This is a genomic window from Streptomyces sp. Ac-502 (assembly GCF_045222935.1).
Classification (GTDB): Bacteria; Actinomycetota; Actinomycetes; order Streptomycetales; family Streptomycetaceae; genus Streptomyces; species Streptomyces monomycini.
Window position 1 is genome coordinate 7747927 of sequence record NZ_JBHFFO010000001.1, and the last position, 20191, is coordinate 7768117.

The following is a 20191-nucleotide window of genomic DNA, read 5'->3' on the forward strand; positions in this document are numbered from 1 at the left end:
GCCGACTGGTTCCGACCGACCACCGGCCGGGCCCGACCGACCACCGACCGGAGCGCACCGCGGCCCCGAAGCCGCTCTCCGCGCCCGTCGACTGCCCGACACACCGCAGGGACTGATGTACCGATGGATGCCATCACTGTAGGAATCGGCGTGACCGTCGCCGTGGCCGTACTGATCGTGCTCGTCACGGTCCTCGCCCTGACCCGCCTCTACCGCAAGGTCCACCAGGGCCAGGCCCTGATCGTCTCCAAGTACCGCAAGGTCGACGTGACCTTCACCGGCTCGGTGGTGCTGCCGGTGCTGCACAAGGCCGAGGTGATGGACATCTCGGTGAAGACCATCGAGATCGGGCGCACCGGCCACGAGGGCCTGATCTGCAAGGACAACATCCGCGCCGACATCCGCATCGCCTTCTTCGTACGGGTCAACAAGACCCGCGAGGACGTGGTCAAGGTCGCCCAGGCCATCGGCACCGAGCGCGCCAGCGACGTCGGCACGCTCCAGGAGCTGTTCAACGCCAAGTTCTCCGAGGCCCTCAAGACCGTCGGCAAGCAGCTCGACTTCCAGGACCTCTACACCATGCGCGACGAGTTCCGGGACCGCATCATCGCCGTCATCGGCACCGACCTCAACGGCTACAGCCTGGAGGACGCGGCGATCGACTACCTGGAGCAGACCCCGCTGGACCAGCTCGACTCCGCCAACATCCTCGACGCGCAGGGCATCCGCAAGATCACCGAGCTGACCGCGATCGAGCACGTCCGCACCAACGAGTACCGGCGCCACGAGGAGAAGGAGATCACCCGGCAGAACGTCGACGCCCGGGAGGCCGTCCTGGAGCTGGAGCGCCGGCAGGCCGACGCGGAGATCCGCCAGCAGCGCGAGATCGCGACCGTACGCGCCAAGGAGGAGGCCGAGACGGCCCGCGTGCAGGCCGAGGAGCGGCTGCGCTCGCACTCCGCGCACCTGAAGACCGAGGAGGCGCTCGGCATCCAGAACGAGAACCGCGAGCGCGAGGTCGCGGTGGCGCAGAAGAACCGCGAACGCGTCATCGCCATCGAGAACGAGCGCATCGAGAAGGACCGCCTCCTGGAGGTCATCGCCCGCGAGCGGGAGACCCAGCTGACCCGGATCGCCGCCGACAAGGAGGTCGAGGCCGAGAAGCGGGAGATCGCGGACGTCGTACGGGAGCGGATCGCGGTCGAGAAGACCGTCGCCGCCCAGGAGGAGGAGATCAAGAAGCTCCGTACGGTCGAGGAGGCCGAGCGCGAGCGCCAGTCGCTCGTCATCCGCGCCGAGGCCGAGGCCCAGCAGCGGCTGGTCAAGGACATCAAGGCGGCCGAGGCCGCCGAGCAGTCCGCCGCCCACCGCGCCGCCGAGGCGCTGACGCTGGCCGAGGGCCGGCGCAAGGCCGCCGACCTGGACGCTCAGGCCAAGATCCGGCTCGCCGAGGGCACCCAGGCCGAGGCGGCGGCCGCCGGACTGGCCGAGGTCAAGGTACGGGAGATGAACGCGGCCGCCGTCGAGAAGGCCGGCCGGGCCGAGGCGGAGGCGGCCGAGGCGCTGCTCAAGGCCGAGGCGGCCGGGCTCACCGAGAAGGCCGCGGCGATGGCGGCGCTGGACGCGGCGAGCCGGGAGCACGAGGAGTACCGGCTGCGGATCGCGGCCGACAAGGAGGTCCGCCTCGCGGGTCTGGACGCCCAGCGGCAGATCGCCGAGGTGCAGGCGAAGGTGCTGGCCACCGGCCTGGAGAATGCGAAGATCGACATCGTCGGCGGGGACAGCGTCTTCTTCGACCGGCTGGCCGGCTCGATCGGCGCCGCCAAGGGCCTGGACGCGCTGGTCGAGCGCTCCGAGACGGTCCGCACGGCCGCCGGCCCGTGGCTGGACAAGAACGGGTCCACCTTCACCAAGGACCTGACCACCATGCTCGGCGGACTCGGCGCGGCCGGGCTGCGCGACCTGACCCTGGCGGGGGCCCTGACCAAGCTCATCGACCGGGGCGGCCCGCAGTCCGGACAGCTCCAGAGCCTGCTGGACGCCGCACACGCCAACGGCCTGGCGGACACCCGGATCGCCGAGGCGGTCGCGGCGCCGTCGCCGGCCAACGGTGCGGCGGTGGCGGCGAAGTAGCCGCCGCCCGGGCGGGGCGGGCCGTGGGGGAGTGCTTCCGGGGGATGCACTGCCTCGCGGTCCGGCCGCTGCGGAGGACTCGGTTGGGTACAGGGGGCGGCCCCATCCGCGGCCCTCGACTGCGTACGGGACGGACCTTCGTACGTGGCCGTCGACTGCGTACGGGACGGGTCTCCGTACGCGGCCGTCGACTGCGTACGGGACGGGCCTCCGTACGCGGCCATCGACTGCGCACGTGGCGGACCCCGTACGCAGCCCTCGACGAAAACGTGACAGCTGGTGGTCGGCAAGCGCGCGCAGACGGGCGCGAGGCCGTGCGGGCCAAGGAGACGGCCCGCGTGCAGGACAGGAGACGCATCTCGTGCAGGACGACCTCGTGACGACGGAGACAGGCACTCGCGACGGACAGGACCGACAGAGTCCCGGCCCCGAGGACGCGTCGCCCCAGGCCACCGCTCCGGGCACGGACCTCGCCCCCGGAGCCGACCCGGCCCCCGGCGCGGACCTCGCCGACGGTACCGACCTCGCCGACGGCACGTACGAGCTGCTGCGCGACCGCCTCGCGGGCGCCGCCGCCGACCTCGCCGACCGGGCCCGTACCCTCAACGCCCGCCGCGTCGAGACCTTCGGCGGCACCGAACTCGCCCTCCTCGGCACCGACGGCCTGCGCACCGCCGACGCCTGCGTGATCCGGGACGTCGCGCAGGTCGGCGGCCTGCTGCTGACCGGCCGCAACGGCCGTCCCGAGCCCGGCGCGCCCGCGACCACCGTCGCGGACGTCTTCGCCCTGCACCGCCTGCACACCACCGGCGACGCCGTACGCCTCGAACCGGCGGAACCCGGCGCCGTGCCCGGCCTCCTCGACGATCCGCGCTTCCAGCGGGACTTCGAGGAGCTGTACCGCTACTACCGCCAGGCCCGGCTGCTGCGGCTGTACCGCACCGGCGCCCTGCTGCTCGCCGTCTTCCGTACCGGCGAACGGCTCGACGACATCCGCGTACTCCGCTGGAAGATCACCGCGTCCGGGGAAGCGGCGGAGCACGGCACACCCGTCTACCTGGACGCCAAGGGCGAACGCGACCACACCGCCCCGCCCTCCCACGACTTCACGTGGACCCCCGCCACCCGCGAGGACCACGTGACCGGCCGCTATCCGCAACTGTCCGTCCAGGGTGAGGTCTTCCTCTCGACCGCCGGCGGCTCGCTCACCCTCAAGACCGAGCCGGACACGGAGACGGACGACGGTCTGTACTCCGAGCCGGTGGACGAGCCCCTGCAGTCCCTCGCCGACGCCGAGGTCGCGCACGCCCGGGTCGGGCCGCTGGTCCTGCTGCGCGTCCGCCCGTACAAGGAGACCGCCGACCGGTACCTGGTCTTCAACACCCGCACCCATGACGTGCGCCGGATCGACGCGATCGGGCAGGCCTGCCGCGCGCTGCCCGAGGACCAGGGCATCGTCTTCCCCGGCGGCCACTACCTCACCACCGGCACCACCAGAACCTTCGACACCGACACCACCGGCCTCGCCTTCGACCGCGAACACCGCTCCCCGAACGGCGAGGACGTCCTCTACGCGTTCCACGACCGCGCCGAAGGCCGCACCCTGCTCCTCCCGTACAACATCGTCCGGGAAGAGGCCGCCGCTCCACTGACCGCGTACGGCCACGCGCTCCTCGACGACGGCACCCTGGCCGTACTGCGCGGCTCCCGCGAGCCCGGCAGCGTCCACCCCGTCCAGATCTGGCGCACCCCTTCACCTCCGACGCGCACGCCGCGGCACAGCCGCCCGGCGACGGCGGCCCGCTGGCCCGGATCGGCAACGCCGAACTGGTACGCGGCGTGTCCGACGCGCTCTCGGTCGCCCGGATGGCCACCGACATGGCCCCGGCGGGCCCGGTGTTCGAGGCCATCGCCGCCGCGGCCGCCCGGGTCGCGGACCGCCACCACTGGCTGGACGAGACCGGGCTCGGCGCGCTCGGCGAACCCCTGGCAGCCGTACGGGCCGCCGCCCTCCAGGTCGTCGAGGAGTTCGCGCGCGTCACCGAACTGCGCCGCCAGGCCGCCGCCGCACTGGAGGACGCCGCGGAGCGCACCACCGCCCTGGTACGGCGGATCCGCGGCGAGCAGCCCGCGACCGCCGAAGCCTGGGTCCGCAACCTCACCGCACTCCGCCACGCCCAGGGCCGCCTGGAGACCTTGCGCGAGACCCGCCACATCGACCTGGACCGCCTCGCGGAACTCTCCGCGGGCGTCACCGACGGCCTGGCCACCGCCGGACGCCGGGCCATCGCCTTCCTCAGCGGCGCGGACGCCTTCACCGCCACCCACCGCGCCGTCGAGGCCCTGACCGAGGAAGCCGCCGCGGTGGCCACCGCGGCCGAAGCCGACCCGCTCGCCGCGCGCATCGACGAACAGGCCGAAGGACTCCGCGTCGTCACCGAGGTCGTCGGCACCCTCGACCTCGCGGACACGACCGTACGGACCGCCGTCCTGACCCGCGCCGGCGAGGTGCTCGGCGCCGTCAACCGCGCCCGCGCCACCCTGGACGCCCGGCGCCGCGACCTGCTCGAAGCCGAGGGACGCGAGGAGTTCGCGGCCCGGTTCGCGCTGCTCGGACAGGCCGTCTCGGGCGCACTGGCCGCGGCCGGCACCCCCGAGGAGTGCGACGACGAACTCGGCCGCCTCCTCCTGCAACTGGAGAACCTCGAAGCGCGCTTCGGGATGTCCGACGCCCACCTGGAGCGGATCGCCGCCCAGCGCGAGGAGATCCACGAAGCCTTCTCCGCACGCAAACAGGCCCAGCTCGACGCACGCGCCCGGCACACCGACCGGCTCGCCGGCTCCGCCGGACGTGTCCTCGCCACCGTCGTCCGCCGGGCCGCCGCCCTCACCACCTCCGACGAGATCAACGCCTTCTTCGCCGCCGACCCGCTCGTCACGAAGATCCACACCACCACCGGCGAACTGCGCGACCTCGGCGACGGCGTCCGCGCCGACGAACTCGACGGGCGCCTGCGCGCCGCCCGCCAGGAGGCGGCCCGCGCCCTGCGCGACCGCACCGACCTCTACGACACCACCGGCACCATCCGGCTCGGCCGCCACCGCTTCGCCGTCACCACCCAGCCCGTCGACCTCACCCTGGTCCCGCACGGCGACCACCTCGCGTACGCCGTCACCGGCACCGACTACCGCGCGCCCGTCCACGATGCGGGGCTGCTGGCCCACCGCGCCTTCTGGGACCAGCCGCTGGTCTCCGAATCACCGGAGGTCTACCGGGCGGAGCACTTGGCGGGGCTGATCCTGGCAGGCACGGAGGAAGGCGCGGGCATACGGGATGCCGACGCGCCGCTTCCGGACCTCGCCGCGCTCCGGGAGGCAGCCGCCACCGACACGCTCCTCCCGCTCGTCCGTCAGGTGGCCGAGACCCGCTACGACGAGGGGTACGACCGGGGCGTCCACGACCACGACGCCGCCGCGATCCTCGCCGTACTCCTACGCCTGCACACCGCAGCCGGCCCGCTCCGCTACCCGCCGCACCTGCGCGCGGCCGCCCAGCTCTTCTGGGCGTACGGCACCGACGACCGCGCACGCGCGCTGTGGGTCACCCGCGCCTGCTCCCTCGCGCGCGCCCGGTCGGTGTTCGGCACGCCGCCGGGGTGGAGCGCGCTCTCCGCCGAGCTGGGCGGGGCGGCGTACGGATTCCTGCGGGAGGCGGGCGTGGAACTCGTCGGAATGACGGCCGACCCGTCGGCACCCCTGGGCGATTACCTGATGGCCGAGCTGGCCGAACCGTCCGGGCTGACCGGACCGGCCGCCGCCGATGGCCCCCGCTTCACCACCAGCACCGCCGCCCGCGACCTGCTGGCCGGTTTCCAGGACGCCCTCGGCGGCCCCGACGCGCCCGCCGTCAAGGAACTCGCCGAGGACCTGCGCGCCCTCGACGGCGACCTGGCCGCCCGCCACCAGCTCGTCACCGGCTGGCTCGGCGCGTACGCCGAGGCGCGCGGCACCGCCGTGGACGCGCTGCCCGAAGCCGTCGCGATCGAGGTCTGCGGCCCGGCCCTGGGGCGCCGGGAGCTGGCCGCGCCCACCGGCGACGAGGTACGCGGCCTGCTCGGCAGCCACCCGCGCATCGCCGCCGGCGGCACCCTCCCCGTACGGCTGGACGACATGCTCGCCCGGACCGAAACGTTCCGCCGCACCCGCGTACCGGCGCACCGCGCCTACACCCGGCGCCGCACCGAACTCCTCGCCGCCGAACGCGACCGGCTGCGCCTGGACGCGTACCGCCCCCAGGTCATGTCCGGCTTCGTCCGCAACCGCCTCATCGACGAGGTCTACCTGCCGCTGATCGGCGACAACTTCGCCAAGCAGCTGGGGACGAGCACCGGACCGGGCGCCGCAGGAGAGCAGCGCCGCACCGACAGCCAGGGTCTGCTCCTGCTGCTGTCGCCGCCGGGGTACGGCAAGACGACGCTCATGGAGTACGTGGCGGCCCGCCTCGGCCTCCTCCTGGTGAAGGTGGACGGCCCGGCCCTCGGGCACCGCACCACCTCCCTCGACCCCGCTGCGGCCCCCGACGCCGCCGCCCGCCGCGAGGTCGAGAAGATCTCCTTCGCGCTGGAGGCGGGCAGCAACGTCCTGCTCTACCTCGACGACATCCAGCACACCTCGCCGGAACTGCTCCAGAAGTTCATCCCGCTGTGCGACGCCCAGCGCCGGATGGACGGGGTCCGGGACGGCGAAGCCCGTACGTACGACCTGCGCGGCAAGCGCTTCGCGGTGTGCATGGCGGGCAACCCGTACACCGAGTCGGGTCAGCGCTTCCGGCTGCCGGACATGCTCGCCAACCGTGCCGACGTCTGGAACCTCGGCGACGTCCTCAGCGGCAGGGAAGCGCTCTTCGCCCACTCCCACATCGAGAACGCGCTGCCGGCCAACCCGGTCCTCGCCCCGCTCGCCGCCCGCGACCGCGCCGACCTCGGGCTGCTGGTCCGGATGGCGGAGGGCGACGACTCCGTACGCGCCGACCGGCTCGCCCACCCCTACGGCACGGCCGAACTGCGGGAGATCGTCTCCGTACTGCGCGGCCTGCTCCGGGTCCGCGAGGTGGCGCTGACCGTCAACCGCGCCTACATCACCTCCGCCGCACAGGCGGACGCCACCCGTACCGAGCCGCCGTTCCTCCTCCAGGGGTCGTACCGCAACACCGGCAAGATGGCGGCGCGCCTCGTCCCCGTCATGAACGACGCGGAGCTGGTGTCGCTCATCGACGATCACTACCGGGGCGAGGCGCAGACCCTCACCACCGGCGCCGAGGCCAACCTCCTGAAGCTGGCCGAGCTGCGCGGCCGTCTCACCCCCGAGCAGGCGCGGCGGTGGGCCGAGGTGAAAGAGATGTGGAGATCCCGGGAGGGCTGAGTGGGTCGGGAAGGCCCGGGGGCCGTGTCACAGACCCGGCCCCTGATCCTTCCCGGCCGTTAAGAAAGCGTAGAGATCCGAGGCGCCGGACGGCGGCCTTCACGAAGTCATGGAAAAGCCGTGGCGTTAAGAAGCCGTAGAGAAGAAGAAGGGAGCGGGGAGCGCCGGTCCGCGTTGTGCAGGGACGATGAATGCGCTGGTGGCCGCCGGGGCCGCGGAATACGGTCCCGGCATACGGACCCATCGCCGCCGTCCGCACGGGTGGCGGGTGGGCGACCACCTTGACGAAGGCTTAGCATCCTCTGCGTGTCCAAACTGACCGACGTGCCCAAACGGATCCTTATCGGGCGCGCACTGCGCAGCGACAAGCTCGGAGAAACCCTTCTCCCCAAGCGCATCGCGCTCCCCGTGTTCGCCTCCGACCCGCTCTCGTCCGTGGCCTACGCCCCGGGCGAGGTGCTGCTCGTCCTGTCCGTCGCGGGTGTGTCGGCGTACCACTTCAGCCCCTGGATCGCGGTCGCGGTCGTGGTGCTGATGTTCACGGTCGTGGCGTCCTACCGGCAGAATGTGCACGCCTACCCGAGCGGTGGCGGCGATTACGAGGTCGCCAACACCAACCTCGGACCCAAGGCCGGGCTCACCGTCGCCAGTGCCCTGCTGGTCGATTACGTGCTGACCGTCGCCGTCTCCATCTCCTCCGGCGTGGAAAACCTCGGCTCGGCGATCCCCTTCGTCACCGAACACAAAACGCTCTGCGCCATCGTCATGATCGCGCTGCTGACGGTGATGAACCTGCGCGGCGTCAAGGAGTCCGGCAAACTCTTCGCGATTCCTACGTACATCTTCGTGGCCGGCGTCTTCATCATGATCATTTGGGGCGTGGTGCGCGGCGCGATCATGGGCGACACCATGAAGGCGCCCACCGCCGACTTCACCATCCACGCCGAACAGGGCGGCCTGGCCGGCTTCGCCCTCGTCTTCCTCCTGCTGCGCGCCTTCTCCTCCGGCTGCGCCGCGCTCACCGGCGTCGAGGCGATCTCCAACGGCGTCCCCGCCTTCCGCAAGCCCAAGTCGAAGAACGCCGCCACCACCCTGGCCCTCATGGGCGGCCTGGCCGTCACCATGTTCTGCGGCATCATCGGCCTGGCCATGGCCACCGACGTGAAGATGGCGGAGACCCCGGCCAAGGACCTGCTGCACAACGGCGTCCCGGTCGGCTCCGGCTACACCCAGAACCCGGTCATCTCACAGGTCGCCGCCGCGGTCTTCGGCGACGGCACGTTCTTCTTCGTCGTGCTCGCCGCCGCCACCGCCCTGGTCCTCTTCCTCGCCGCGAACACCGCGTACAACGGCTTCCCGCTGCTCGGCTCGATCCTCGCCCAGGACCGCTACCTGCCGCGCCAGCTGCACACCCGCGGCGACCGGCTGGCCTTCTCCAACGGCATCGTGCTGCTCGCCGGCGCGGCCATCGTCCTCGTCTACCTCTACGGCGCGGACTCCACCCGCCTGATCCAGCTCTACATCGTCGGCGTCTTCGTCTCCTTCACGCTCAGCCAGGTCGGCATGGTCCGCCACTGGAACCGCCACCTGCGGACCGAGAAGGATCAGGCCAAGCGCCGCCGGATGCACCGCTCCCGGGCGATCAACGCCTTCGGCGCCACCCTCACCGGCCTGGTGCTCGTCGTCGTCCTGCTGACGAAGTTCAGCCACGGCGCCTGGGTCGCGGTCCTCGGCATGGTCATCTTCTACGTCACCATGACCGCCATCCGCCGCCACTACGACCGGGTCGCCGAGGAGATCGCCGCCGAGGACGCCCCCGGCGACGAGGCCGTACGGCCCTCCCGTGTGCACTCCGTCGTCCTCGTCTCCAAGGTCCACAAGCCCACCCTGCGCGCCCTGAGCTACGCCAAGCTGATGCGCTCGGGCACCCTGGAGGCGGTCAGCGTCGACGTCGACCCCGCCGAGACCAAGGCCCTGAAGACGGAGTGGGAACGCCGCAACATCGACGTCCCCCTCAAGGTCCTCGCCTCCCCCTACCGCGAGATCACCCGCCCGATCATCGACTACGTCAAGTCCCTGCGCCGGGAGAGCCCGCGCGACGCCGTCTCCGTCTACATCCCGGAGTACGTCGTCGGTCACTGGTACGAACACCTCCTCCACAACCAGAGCGCCCTGCGCCTCAAGGGCCGCCTGCTCTTCACACCCGGCGTCATGGTCACCTCCGTCCCCTGGCAGCTCGACTCCTCCGAAGCCGCCAAGCGCCGCGCCCGCAAGCGCGCCGAATGGAACGCGCCGGGGGCGGTACGCCGGGGCCCGGTCGCCCAGCCGAAGAAGGAGAAGGCGGCTACGCGCAAGTAGGGCCGATGCCCGCTGCCTGCCTCCCGGGCCCGGACCTGCCACCTGGCGGGTTCGGGCCCTCGCGCTGCCGCTCACCGCACCCCGCCCCCTCCCTCTCTTCCCCCCTCCTCCCGGTTCGGACTCCGCCCGCCCGACCCGTAGACTTGCAGGTCGGCATCAGTCCCTCCGCCCTCTTCTTCCGTCCCACCCCAGGAGCCCTCCCACCATGCAGACCGAACCCAAGAAGTCGCTGGTAGGCGAGGAGTACGAGGTCGAGGTCGGCCCCGTCGCGCACGGCGGCCACTGCATCGCCCGTACGGACGAGGGCCAGGTCCTCTTCGTACGGCACGCCCTCCCCGGCGAACGCGTCATCGCCCGCGTCACCGACGGCGAAGAAGGCGCCCGCTTCCTCCGCACCGACGCCGTGGAGATCCTCACCCCCTCCAAGGACCGCGTCGAGGCCCCCTGCCCCTTCTCCGGCCCCGGCAAGTGCGGCGGCTGCGACTGGCAGCACGCCGCCCCCGGCGCCCAGCGCCGCCTGAAGGCCGAGGTCATCACCGAGCAGCTGTCCCGCCTGGCCGGCCTCACCCCCGAGGAGGCCCGCTGGGACGGCACCGTCGAACCGGCCCCCGGCGACAAGGTCCCCAAGGGCGAGGTCCCGGCCTGGCGCACCCGCGTCCAGTACGCCATCGACCCCGAAGGCCGGGTGGGCCTGCGCAAGCACCGCTCCCACGACATCCAGCCCGTCGACCACTGCCTGATCGCGGCGCCGGGCGTCTCCGAACTCGGCGTCGAGAAGCGTGACTGGCCCCAGATCGCCACCGTCGAGGCCATCGCCGCCACCGGCTCCAACGACCGCCAGGTCGTCCTGACCCCCGCCCCGGCGGCCGCCTCCCCATCGTCGAACTCGACAAGCCCGTCTCGGTCCTCCGCGTCCACGAGAAGGACGGCGGCATCCACCGCGTCCACGGCCGCCCCTTCGTCCGCGAACGCGCCGCCGACCGCACCTGGCGCGTCGGCAACAGCGGCTTCTGGCAGGTCCACCCCAAGGCCGCCGACCTCCTGGTCGAAGCCGTCATGCAGGGCCTGATGCCGAAGAAGGGCGACATGGCCCTCGACCTCTACTGCGGCGTCGGCCTCTTCGCCGGCGCCCTCGCCGACCGCGTGGGCGAAAAGGGCGCCGTCCTCGGCATCGAATCCAGCAAGCGCGCGGTCGAAGACGCCCGCCACAACCTCCAGGACCTCGACCGCGTCCGCATCGAGCACGGCAAGGTCGAGCAGATCCTCCCGCGCACGGGAATCTCGGACGTGGACCTGATCGTCCTGGACCCGCCGCGGGCGGGAGCAGGACGGGGCACGGTCGCTCATCTCGCTTCGCTGGGCGCGCGACGCATCGCTTACGTGGCATGCGACCCGGCGGCGCTGGCGCGCGATCTGAAGTACTTCGCGGGGAGGGGTACGTGCCGCGGAGGATGCGGGCGTTTGATCTGTTTCCGGTTACGCATCATGTGGAGTGCGTGATGATTCTGGAGAGGGCTGGCAAGGGGGCCTGAACTGCGGTTTTGTGCGTGCGGACTGTGTGCCGTGTGGGCGTTACGGGCGATATCTTGACGCCGAAATGACGTGCGTGGCGCTCATTTGACGCTCGTCCTGATGGGGCGTCAGGTGCTGTCCGTCGCTGGTCAGGCGGCCTGCTGGTTGCGCGGCGACGACAGACTGCCGGAATTCCATGCTCACCACCGAGTCACCTACCTCCGCCGAGAGGAAAGCCGCCTACGTATTGCGCGAGTGATCACCTACAGAGCGCCTCGGTCTGACCCGTAGTCCAGACGTCCTCGCCGGTCGCGTCGGAGGTATTGAGGTGGGGCCGTGGTGTCGATACCGCACAACACCGCGGCCCCTCAGGCCGTTGTGGTCGAGAGTCGTTACGGAGTGCTGGGCCGGTCCCGGCGGGTCGGACGGCATCCGCAACGCTGAGGCCAGCGGATCGATGCGCGCCGCGTACGCCTCGGTCCACCGCAACCATTCCAGCTCCTCCGCCGACGGAGTCCCGCCGTCGGCCCGGGCGCGTACCGCGCTGCAGAACGCCCGGGGCGGCGGCGCGGCTTCCCGTCCCCCGTTGCTGCGGCCGGCGCTGCCGCCGGTGGTGGGCCACCGGGAACAGCACCCCCACACCCCCCACACGCACACCGGGCCGGGGGACGCCGGGCCCGTCGGATACAGCCTGCCGCTCTCGCCCACGGGCGCGTCGTCGATGCTCACCCCGCCGCCGTGGCACTTCTCCGGCGAGGTCGTCATGGTCGAGTACCGGGTCGACCCGGACGCCGCCCGCCGGTTCCTGCCGCCGGGCCTGACGCCGGGTGCCGACCCGGGCGCCGCGGCGGCGGTGTTCGCCACCTGGCAGTGGTGCTCGGCGGACGGTGCCGAGCTGGCCGACCCCGGGCGCTGCCAGTTCGGGGGTTCCTGATCCTGCGGAGCTGCGAGTTCGAGGGCCGTCCCATGGCCCGCTGCCCGTACGCCTGGGTCGACCAGGCCGTGCCCATGATGCGCGGCTGGGTCCAGGGAATGCCCAAGCAGTTCGGCACGATTCACCAGAGCCGTCCGGCGACGGTCGGTAGGGCGGGCTCCCGGCTGGAGCCCGGCGGCCGGTTCGACGGCGTGCTCTCCGTCCATGGGCGGCGAGCCGTGGAGGCATCGGTGACCCTGGAGCGCTCGGGCGACCGGGCCCCGGCGCTGCACGACGTCCCCCTCGCGCACACCCTGACCTTCCCCGAGTGGGTCCCGTCGGCCGACGGCCCGCGCGCCCGGCTGGTCGCCTCGGAGGTCAGTGACGTCGAGTTTTCCCGGATCTGGTCCGGATCCGGGAATCTCTCCTTCCTCGATGGTGGTCTTGGGATGATTTCGCTTCACTCGTACCGTTGGAGGTAGGAGATGGACATGTGTTCGCTTATGGAGAGACTCTCCACGGCGGACGCCTGCTTACCGACTACGCCGGCCACTAAGCACCGGACCGAACCAGCCATGACCACGTGGGCACACTTTGCTGAGGATTCACTTCACTGTTGAGGACATCACCAACACACGGATGCTGGCGACCCTCGGCCCGATGGCCGAGGCCGCGTTCGCGCTGTATCTCTTCGGACGCAACGGCGACATCGCCTTCCACCAGTGGCGCCGCAGCGTCCGCGCCGGGCTGGGCAAGGAAGCGGCCCGCTACACCGCCCTGTCCCAGCAGTTCAGAACGCTGTACGAACTGCCCGTGGCGTTCGCCGACGCCTTCACGCAGGGCATCGACCCCGCACACGACGCGTCCGCCGACGTCCGCCGCAGCACCGAACTGCTCGCCGACCTGTGCCAGGTGGCCGTCCTGCCGCACTGGCCGATGATCCGCAGCAACCTCGACGGCGCCCGGGAGGCATGGGGCCGGGTCGCCATCGCGCACGGCGTGGAGCGGCTGCTCAGCTCCATCCACCCCAAGGTCCGCTGGCGCTCCCCGGTCCTGGAGATCCGGCACGGCCACAAGCGGGACATCCACCTGGACGGACGCGGACTGCTGCTGTGCCCGTCCTTCTTCCTGTCCGAGCAGTCCTGCGCGTTCCTGGACGCGGTGGGGGAGAACGGCGTGCCCGCCCTCGTCTTCCCGGTGAAGGCCGCCGCCAAGGGCGACTTCTGGGGCCCCGCCGAGCACGACGAGCAGGCGCTGGGCGCCCTGGTCGGACACACCAGGGCGGCGGCGCTGGAAGCGCTCGCCGAGGGGTGCTCCACGGGGGAACTCGCCGACCGGTTGGGCATATCGCTGGCCGGCGCGAGCAAGCACGCGGCCGTGCTGCGCCGTTCCGGTCTGGTCACCACCTCGCGGAACCGCAACACGGCGCTGCACGCGCTGACCCCCTCGGCAAGGCACTGCTGCGCAGTCGCGAGCCCTTCGTCGCCCCGGCCCCGCGGGCCTTAACCAATGGCGTGCCCCAGCAGCGCGTACGCCCCCTGCGGCTCGGCGGCGTCGGGGCCGGCGTCGCCCGCCAGGCGGTGTGACGAGACCACCGACCGACCACCGACGCCGCGGACCGGAAGCCGAGGAAGGCGTTCCGGCGCAAGGCATCCCGGTGAAGGAGACCGCCCGCCGCCCGTGACGCCGAGACCGGCACGGGCCGCCCCGACGGACACCCCCCGACGGACGAGCGAGAAGGAGAACACTGTGGGCACGAACCCGTTCGACGACCCGGACGGCACTTACCTGGTGCTGGTCAACGACGAGCACCAGCACTCGCTGTGGCCGGCGTTCGCCGACGTACCGCAGGGCTGGACGACCGCCCTGACCGAAAGCGACCGCCGGACCGCCCTGGACTACGTCACCGCGCACTGGACCGACATGCGTCCGCGCAGCCTCGCGACGGCGATGGGCGACGCTTAAGGGGAACTCCGGCGGGCCTCCCCGGAGGCCCGCCGGAGCCCGACCCGCCCCGCACCACCGAGAAGGCATCCCGTGATCCCGGTACGGCACAATATCCGCTTGTGACTATTCGCTTACTGATCGCCGACGACCAGGAAATGGTCCGCCGCGGAATGCGCCGCATCGTGGATAGCCAGCTGGACATGGAAGTGGTCGGCGAGGCGACCAACGGCGTGGACGCGGTCGAACTGGCCCGCTCCCTGCAACCGGACGTGGCGCTCGTGGACATCCGCATGCCGCGCATGGACGGCCTGGAAGTCACCCGGCTGCTGGCCGACCCTGCCGCCGCGCACCCCGTCCGTGTCGTCGTCGTGACCACCTTCGACCTGGACGAATACGTCTATCCCGCGCTGCGTTTCGGCGCCTCCGGATTCCTGCTCAAACGCTCCGGCCCGACGCTGCTGGTGGAGGCCGTCCGCGCCGCCATGGCCGGGGACAGCCTGATCAGCCCGTCCATCACCGTGCGGCTGCTTCAGCACGTCACCGGCTCCGGCCCCAAGCGCCGCCCGCGCGAGAGCGTCCTCACCGAACGCGAGGCGGAGATCGCCGGAAAGGTGGCCGAGGGCAAGACCAACGCCGATATCGCCGGCGAACTGTTCATCTCGGCCGGCACGGTCAAGACGCACATCGCGAGCATTCAGCGGAAACTCCAGGTGCGCAATCGCGTCGGAGTGGCCGTCCGCGCCTGGGAGATGGGGTACGCCACCGGGCGGACACCTGGCTGAATCGCGGTGAATATCTGCCGTTCGGCAGATGCCCGGAATTCCCGTCCGTGCCCGGCACTCCGCCCCTGAGGAAAATGCGTAGCCTCGGCCCATGGACAACCAGGAACACCCCGATTCCGGCGCGACCGGCCGGCGCCGGCGCCGCTGGATCGCGGTGGCCGTGGCGCTGGTCCTCGCGCCCGCCGTCGCCGCGCCCCCTCCGCCTGGACGGTCGCGGTCATGGCCGCGCTCGCGCTGGCCGTCGCGATGCTGGCCTGGCCCGCCGGCCGCCTGGACCGGGCGGCGGGCGGCATCGCGGTCCTCTCCTCCGTGGCGGACGCCGCCTACTTCGGGCCGCCCGGACTCGTCCTCCTGTGGTTCCCCGTCGAAGCCGCCGCGCTGCTCGTCCTCCTGTACCGCGTGGTCCGCCACGTCCCGCCGCCCCGTGCGGCCGTGGCCGGCGCGCTGACCGGCGCCGCCCTCCTCGCCCTGCCGCTGCGCTTCACCCTCCACGCGCCCCAGACGGGCCTGAAGGAATCGGTGTTCGTCGCCGCGCTGGCCCTCTTCCCGGCCGCCGCCGCCACCGGCGTCGGCCTGTACCTGCGGTCCCTGGACAACCGCCGGGCCCGCGCGGTCGCCCTGGCCCGCCGCGAACAGCGCCTCGAAGTGGCCCGCGACCTGCACGACTTCGTCGCCCACGAGGTGACCGGCATCGTCCTGGAGGCCCAGGCCGGACAACTGGAGGCGGACGGGTCCGGGCCGGAGGAACACCGCGCCCTCCTCGTCCGCATCGAACAGGCCGGACTGCGGGCGCTGGACTCCATGGACCAGACCGTGCAGGCCCTGCGCGAAGCGGACGGCCGCAAGTGGGGCGAGCCCCCGCCGACCCGCCTCTACGGCCTGGCTGACCTCCCCGAACTCGTCGGCCGCTTCTCCTCCATGGCCGCTTCCGAGGTGGACCTCTCCCTGGAGGACGACATCGCCGGCACCCTCGCCCGCGAGGCCGAGGACACCGCCTACCGCGTGGTGCTGGAGGCCCTGACCAACATCCGGCGGCACGCCCCGCAGGCCGCCCGGGTCGAGGTCTTCGCCGGCCGGACCGCCGACCGCGCCGTCGAGATAGCCGTCGCCGACGACGCCGGGCCGAGCGCCCCCGCCCCCACCCGCCACGGCGGCGGCACCGGCCTGGCCGGCCTCGCCGAACGCGTCAGCGCCCTCGGCGGCACCATGGAGGCCGGCCCGCACGAGAAGGGCTGGCGGGTGCGCTGCGTCCTGCCGGCACTGGCGATGCGCTGAGGGGCGGGGGAGGGGTGAGGTTCCGGGGGCGGCGGGCCGGGGCCGCTGTGATGACCGATCGGCCCGCCGGACGAACGCCCCCTCCGGCAACCGGTCCGCACCCGCCCCTCTCCCTCCCGGATATCTGCCGTTCGGCAGATGTGCCCGGTCCCCCCTCCGGCGATCCTCATGACGTGCGCCAGTCCGAATCTCTGGACGCAGATCCGGAGCACCGGACACCAGCTCGTCACTATGGAGGAATCCCGATGTTCTCAGGCATCACCTCGAAGCGGTCCGCACCCCTCGTCGCGGTCACGGCGCTCGCCGCCACCGTCGGCCTGACGGGCTGCTCCGTGGACGCGTCGAAGGTCAAGCCGGACGCCAAGGTCTTCCAGTACAAGGGCGAGACACTGAAGCTGACGACGCACGAGGTCGCCACCAAGGTGGTCGCCAGCGACCGCAAGGACATCAAGGTCACCCGCTGGTTCGACTCGGCGGCCGGTACCGAGCACCTGAAGTGGGAGCTCAAGGGCGACACCCTGGACATCGACGCCGGCTGCAGCGGCATAGCGGTCTGCGACGCCAAGTTCCAGGTGGACGTGCCCAAGGACCTGACCGTCATCAAGGACGGCGAGAAGGCCGACCTGAAGGGCAAGAGCTGATCATGCTCGACCTCGTCAACGTCACCAAGGTCTACAAGGGCGGCAAGCGTGCCGTCGACGACATGACCATGAGCCTCCAGCCGGGGATGCTGGGTCTGCTCGGCCCCAACGGCGCCGGCAAGTCGTCCCTGATGCGGATCACCGCCACGGTCACCCGCCCCACCTCCGGCACCGTCCTCTTCCACGGCGAGGACGCGGTGGCCAAGCCCAACGTGCTGCGCCGCAAGCTCGGCTACCTGCCGCAGGACTTCGGCGTCTACCCGAACCTGACCTCCCGCGAGTTCCTGATGTACCTCGCGGCGGCCAAGGGCGTGTCCGCCAGGTCGGCCAAGGCCCGGATCGACGAACTGCTGGAGCTGGTCAACCTCACCGAGGCGGTCAAGCGCCCGCTGGGCAAGTACTCCGGCGGCATGCTGCGCCGGGTGGGCATCGCCCAGGTGCTGCTCGCCGACCCCGAGGTGATCATCGTCGACGAGCCCACGGCGGGCCTGGACCCCGAGGAACGCGTCCGCTTCCGCAACCTGCTCAGCGACCTGGCCGCGGACAAGGTCGTGATGCTCTCCACCCACATCGTCTCCGACGTCGAGTCGGTGGCCTCCGACATCGCGGTGGTCGCCAACGGACGCCTGCAGCGCCGCGGCACCCCCGAGGAACTGCTGCGCTCGGTGGAGGGACACGTCTGGGAGGCGCTGGTCGACCCCGCGTCCGTACCGGCGGTGCAGACCCAGTACATCGTCAGCCGCATGGTGCGCACCACCGAGGGCGTCCGCATCCGCCTGCTGTCCCCCGAGGCCCCCTACGACGGCGCGGTGCGGCTGACCCCCGACCTGGAGGACGCCTACCTCGCCATCATCCGCGGCGCGTCCGGCGGCGAGTCCGCGCAGCGCTTCGGCACCGGCCCGATCCGCACCGGGGCGGTGTGACCCCGATGCTCCGCACCATCACCGGTCCCGCGGTGGCCGACTTCCGCGACCGCGTCCGGCGGCCCGCGTACGTCGTCATCCTGGCCGCCGCGGTGGCCCTCGGCTACGTCGCGGTGCCCGACTCGGACGCCAAGTGGATGATCATGCAGGTCGGCGATCACCGCGGCGTCTACCACAGCGCGTACGTCGGCATGGTGACCGCTCTGGCCAGCGGCCTGTGGATCATGCTCGGCGGGTTCTACATCGTCCGCAACTCCGTCGAACGCGACCGCAGCACCCGCGTCGGCCAGCTCGTGGCCGCCACCTCGCTGCGCACCACCGCGTACATGGCGGGCAAGTTCCTCAGCAACCTCATGCTGCTGTCGTCCATGCTCGGCGTGCTCGCGATCACCGCGCTCGTCATGCAGTTGGCCCGCGGTGAGTCCTACGACGTCGACCTCTACGCCCTCTGGCAGCCGTTCTTCCTGGTGGCGCTGCCGCTCGCGGCCCTCACCGCGGCGTGCGCGCTGCTCTTCGAGACCCTGCCGGTCCTGCGCACCGGCTTCGGCAACATCGTCTGGTTCTGCGTCTGGCTCGTCATCGCGACGGTCGGCCAGGGCCCGGGCCAGCTGCTCGGCGGCACCGGCGTCTACGAAGTCGCCCGGTCCATGTACGACGACATGGTCGCCCAGAGGATCGACATGACGGGCTCGTTCAGCCTCGGCCTGACCTACCTGGACAAGCCGCTCGGCACGTTCACCTGGGACGGCTTCACGCCCACCGCGACCTACCTCCTGGGCCGCATCGCCCTTCTCCTCCTCGCCGTGGCCGTCGCCGTCCTGCCCGCCCTGTGGTTCGGCCGCTTCGACCCGGCCCGCACCTGGCAGCGCCGCGAGCGCACACCGCAGCCGGAGAGCGCGGCCGGCGCGTTCCAGCCCGTCTTCATCGACGAGGTCGCGGGACAGTCCCCGGCGTCCACCCGCCCCGCGGCCATCCTGCGCACCCGCCCCGAACCCGGCGGCGTGACCGCGCGCATCTGGGCCGGCGAGATCCGCATCCTGCTCAAGGGCGTGCCCTGGTGGTGGTGGCTGGGTGCCGCGTTCCTGGTCCTGCTGGGCATCACCGCCCCGCTGCACGGCACCTCCCGCGTCATGCTGCCGCTGGCCTGGATCTGGCCCATCATCATCTGGTCCCGCCTGGGCACCCAGCGCCACGAGTACGCCGTCGAGACCGTCCTCGGCGCCTATCCCGCGGTGCGCCGCCGGATGCTCGCCGAGTGGGGGCGGGACTGACCATCACCGCCCTGGCCGGCATCGGCCCGCTCATCCGCATGATCATCGAGTCCGAGACGACGGGCATCGCCTCCTGGGTCGGCGGGGTGCTGTTCATCCCGTCCCTGGCCCTGGCCCTCGGCACCCTCAGCCGCACGCACCGGCTCTTCCAGGCGGTCTACCTCCCGCTCTGGTACACGGTCGCCAACGGCCTGCCGATCTTCGACTACATGGGCGCCCTGCGCGACAGCAGCGAACTGGCCGCCGCCCAGCCGCCGGTGACCATGACGGTGGCCGCGGTCCTGCTCGCCATCGTCTTCGCGACCGGCACCCTTCGGCGCTACAGCCGGGACTGACACCCACGCTCGACACTTCGTCACGGGGGAGGGGAGAAAACGGTGAAGGAGCCGGAGAACGTGCACGCCTTACAGGACCCGACCAACCTGGAGAACGTGCGCCACCTGCGCGACGCGAACGACGTACACCGCGCGAACGGCATGTGGAACGCCGGAGAGGCGGACGACGAACCGCCACACGCACACGACGCACCGGCCGCCCGGGAAGCGGGGGAGGGGATCAGCCTGAGGAAGGCACCCGCCCCGGGAAGAGCGACCGGACTCCGGTCCGTGAGCGAGGCCGGCCGGCCGCCCGGCCGCGAGGAAGGCCGCGAGGGCCTCGACGACACGAGCGACCTCACGCGCCCGTCCACCCCGGCCGGTCCGCTCGACCCGACCGGGCCATTCGACCCCACCGGGCCGTTCGACCTGCTCACGGACGACTGCGAGCGGCGCCGCGACGCGTCCGCCCGCAGAGCCGCCCGCCGGATAGCGGAACTGGAAGCCGAATTGGCCGTACTCCGCAGCGCCAACGAGATCCTCGTCTCGGTGACCACGTACTTCGCGAAGAACGGCCCCGGCCCGGCGCACCGGCCCGCCGACGAACACTGACTGACACTCCGCCCGCGACACAGAACGGCGACAGGGCGGCGAACGGGGGCATCACCTGACCCAGCGAGGCTGAACGACCGAGAGGACTG

The 20191-nt window shown here is 71.9% G+C and carries 13 protein-coding genes and 2 pseudogenes; all 15 read left to right on the forward strand.

The window, feature by feature from the left end; translation table 11 throughout:
- Positions 1-123 precede the first annotated feature (123 nt).
- A complete protein-coding gene (locus ACEXOX_RS35285; RefSeq protein WP_406524926.1) occupies positions 124-2133 on the forward strand; it encodes a flotillin family protein in 2010 nt (669 codons plus the stop codon).
- A gap of 544 nt (positions 2134-2677) precedes the next feature.
- Positions 2678-7554: pseudogene (locus ACEXOX_RS35290) on the forward strand (DNA repair ATPase).
- 306 nt (positions 7555-7860) lie between these two features.
- The gene (locus ACEXOX_RS35295) at positions 7861-9912 is read left to right on the forward strand and encodes an APC family permease (protein WP_406524927.1); all 2052 of its coding nucleotides are present in this window, start codon (positions 7861-7863) and stop codon (positions 9910-9912) included.
- A gap of 205 nt (positions 9913-10117) precedes the next feature.
- Positions 10118-11444, forward strand: a pseudogene (locus ACEXOX_RS35300) (class I SAM-dependent RNA methyltransferase).
- Between the two features lie 437 nt (positions 11445-11881).
- Complete coding sequence (locus tag ACEXOX_RS35305) at positions 11882-12358, forward strand: acetoacetate decarboxylase family protein (protein ID WP_406524928.1); 477 nt, start codon at positions 11882-11884, stop codon at positions 12356-12358.
- A 32-nt stretch (positions 12359-12390) separates the two neighbouring features.
- The gene (locus ACEXOX_RS35310) at positions 12391-12819 is read left to right on the forward strand and encodes an acetoacetate decarboxylase family protein (RefSeq protein WP_406524929.1); all 429 of its coding nucleotides are present in this window, start codon (positions 12391-12393) and stop codon (positions 12817-12819) included.
- A gap of 157 nt (positions 12820-12976) precedes the next feature.
- Positions 12977-13843, forward strand: a complete 867-nt coding sequence (locus tag ACEXOX_RS35315) for an ArsR/SmtB family transcription factor (RefSeq protein WP_406524930.1) — start codon at positions 12977-12979, stop codon at positions 13841-13843.
- 243 nt (positions 13844-14086) lie between these two features.
- Positions 14087-14302 (forward strand): MbtH family protein, encoded by a 216-nt coding sequence (locus tag ACEXOX_RS35320; RefSeq protein WP_406524931.1) that lies wholly within the window; start codon positions 14087-14089, stop codon positions 14300-14302.
- Positions 14303-14403: 101 nt separating this feature from the next.
- The gene (locus ACEXOX_RS35325) at positions 14404-15066 is read left to right on the forward strand and encodes a response regulator (RefSeq protein ID WP_406524932.1); all 663 of its coding nucleotides are present in this window, start codon (positions 14404-14406) and stop codon (positions 15064-15066) included.
- Positions 15067-15285: 219 nt separating this feature from the next.
- Positions 15286-16341 (forward strand): sensor histidine kinase, encoded by a 1056-nt coding sequence (locus ACEXOX_RS35330; RefSeq protein WP_406524933.1) that lies wholly within the window; start codon positions 15286-15288, stop codon positions 16339-16341.
- Positions 16342-16586: 245 nt separating this feature from the next.
- Entirely contained in the window at positions 16587-16982 is a 396-nt protein-coding gene (locus tag ACEXOX_RS35335) for a hypothetical protein (RefSeq protein ID WP_406524934.1), read from the forward strand.
- A gap of 2 nt (positions 16983-16984) precedes the next feature.
- Positions 16985-17905 (forward strand): ABC transporter ATP-binding protein, encoded by a 921-nt coding sequence (locus tag ACEXOX_RS35340; RefSeq protein WP_406524935.1) that lies wholly within the window; start codon positions 16985-16987, stop codon positions 17903-17905.
- Positions 17902-19176 (forward strand): hypothetical protein, encoded by a 1275-nt coding sequence (locus tag ACEXOX_RS35345; protein ID WP_406524936.1) that lies wholly within the window; start codon positions 17902-17904, stop codon positions 19174-19176. The genes ACEXOX_RS35340 and ACEXOX_RS35345 overlap by 4 nt, the downstream gene beginning before the upstream one ends.
- The gene (locus tag ACEXOX_RS35350; protein ID WP_406524937.1) at positions 19161-19511 is read left to right on the forward strand and encodes a hypothetical protein; all 351 of its coding nucleotides are present in this window, start codon (positions 19161-19163) and stop codon (positions 19509-19511) included. Before ACEXOX_RS35345 ends, ACEXOX_RS35350 begins: the two co-directional genes overlap by 16 nt.
- 60 nt (positions 19512-19571) lie before the next feature.
- Positions 19572-20102: a hypothetical protein gene (locus ACEXOX_RS35355; RefSeq protein ID WP_406524938.1), complete on the forward strand. Its 531-nt coding sequence runs from the start codon at positions 19572-19574 to the stop codon at positions 20100-20102.
- Positions 20103-20191 lie beyond the last annotated feature (89 nt).

What these genes read in the sequence shown, in the direction of transcription:
- ACEXOX_RS35285 (WP_406524926.1), top strand. Translation starts at nt 124, where the DNA reads ATGGATGCCATCACTGTAGGAATCGGCGTGACCGTCGCCGTGGCCGTA.
- ACEXOX_RS35305 (WP_406524928.1), top strand. Translation starts at nt 11,882, where the DNA reads ATGCGCGCCGCGTACGCCTCGGTCCACCGCAACCATTCCAGCTCCTCC.
- ACEXOX_RS35310 (WP_406524929.1), top strand. Translation starts at nt 12,391, where the DNA reads ATGGCCCGCTGCCCGTACGCCTGGGTCGACCAGGCCGTGCCCATGATG.
- ACEXOX_RS35315 (WP_406524930.1), top strand. Translation starts at nt 12,977, where the DNA reads ATGCTGGCGACCCTCGGCCCGATGGCCGAGGCCGCGTTCGCGCTGTAT.
- ACEXOX_RS35330 (WP_406524933.1), top strand. Translation starts at nt 15,286, where the DNA reads ATGGCCGCGCTCGCGCTGGCCGTCGCGATGCTGGCCTGGCCCGCCGGC.
- ACEXOX_RS35335 (WP_406524934.1), top strand. Translation starts at nt 16,587, where the DNA reads ATGTTCTCAGGCATCACCTCGAAGCGGTCCGCACCCCTCGTCGCGGTC.
- ACEXOX_RS35340 (WP_406524935.1), top strand. Translation starts at nt 16,985, where the DNA reads ATGCTCGACCTCGTCAACGTCACCAAGGTCTACAAGGGCGGCAAGCGT.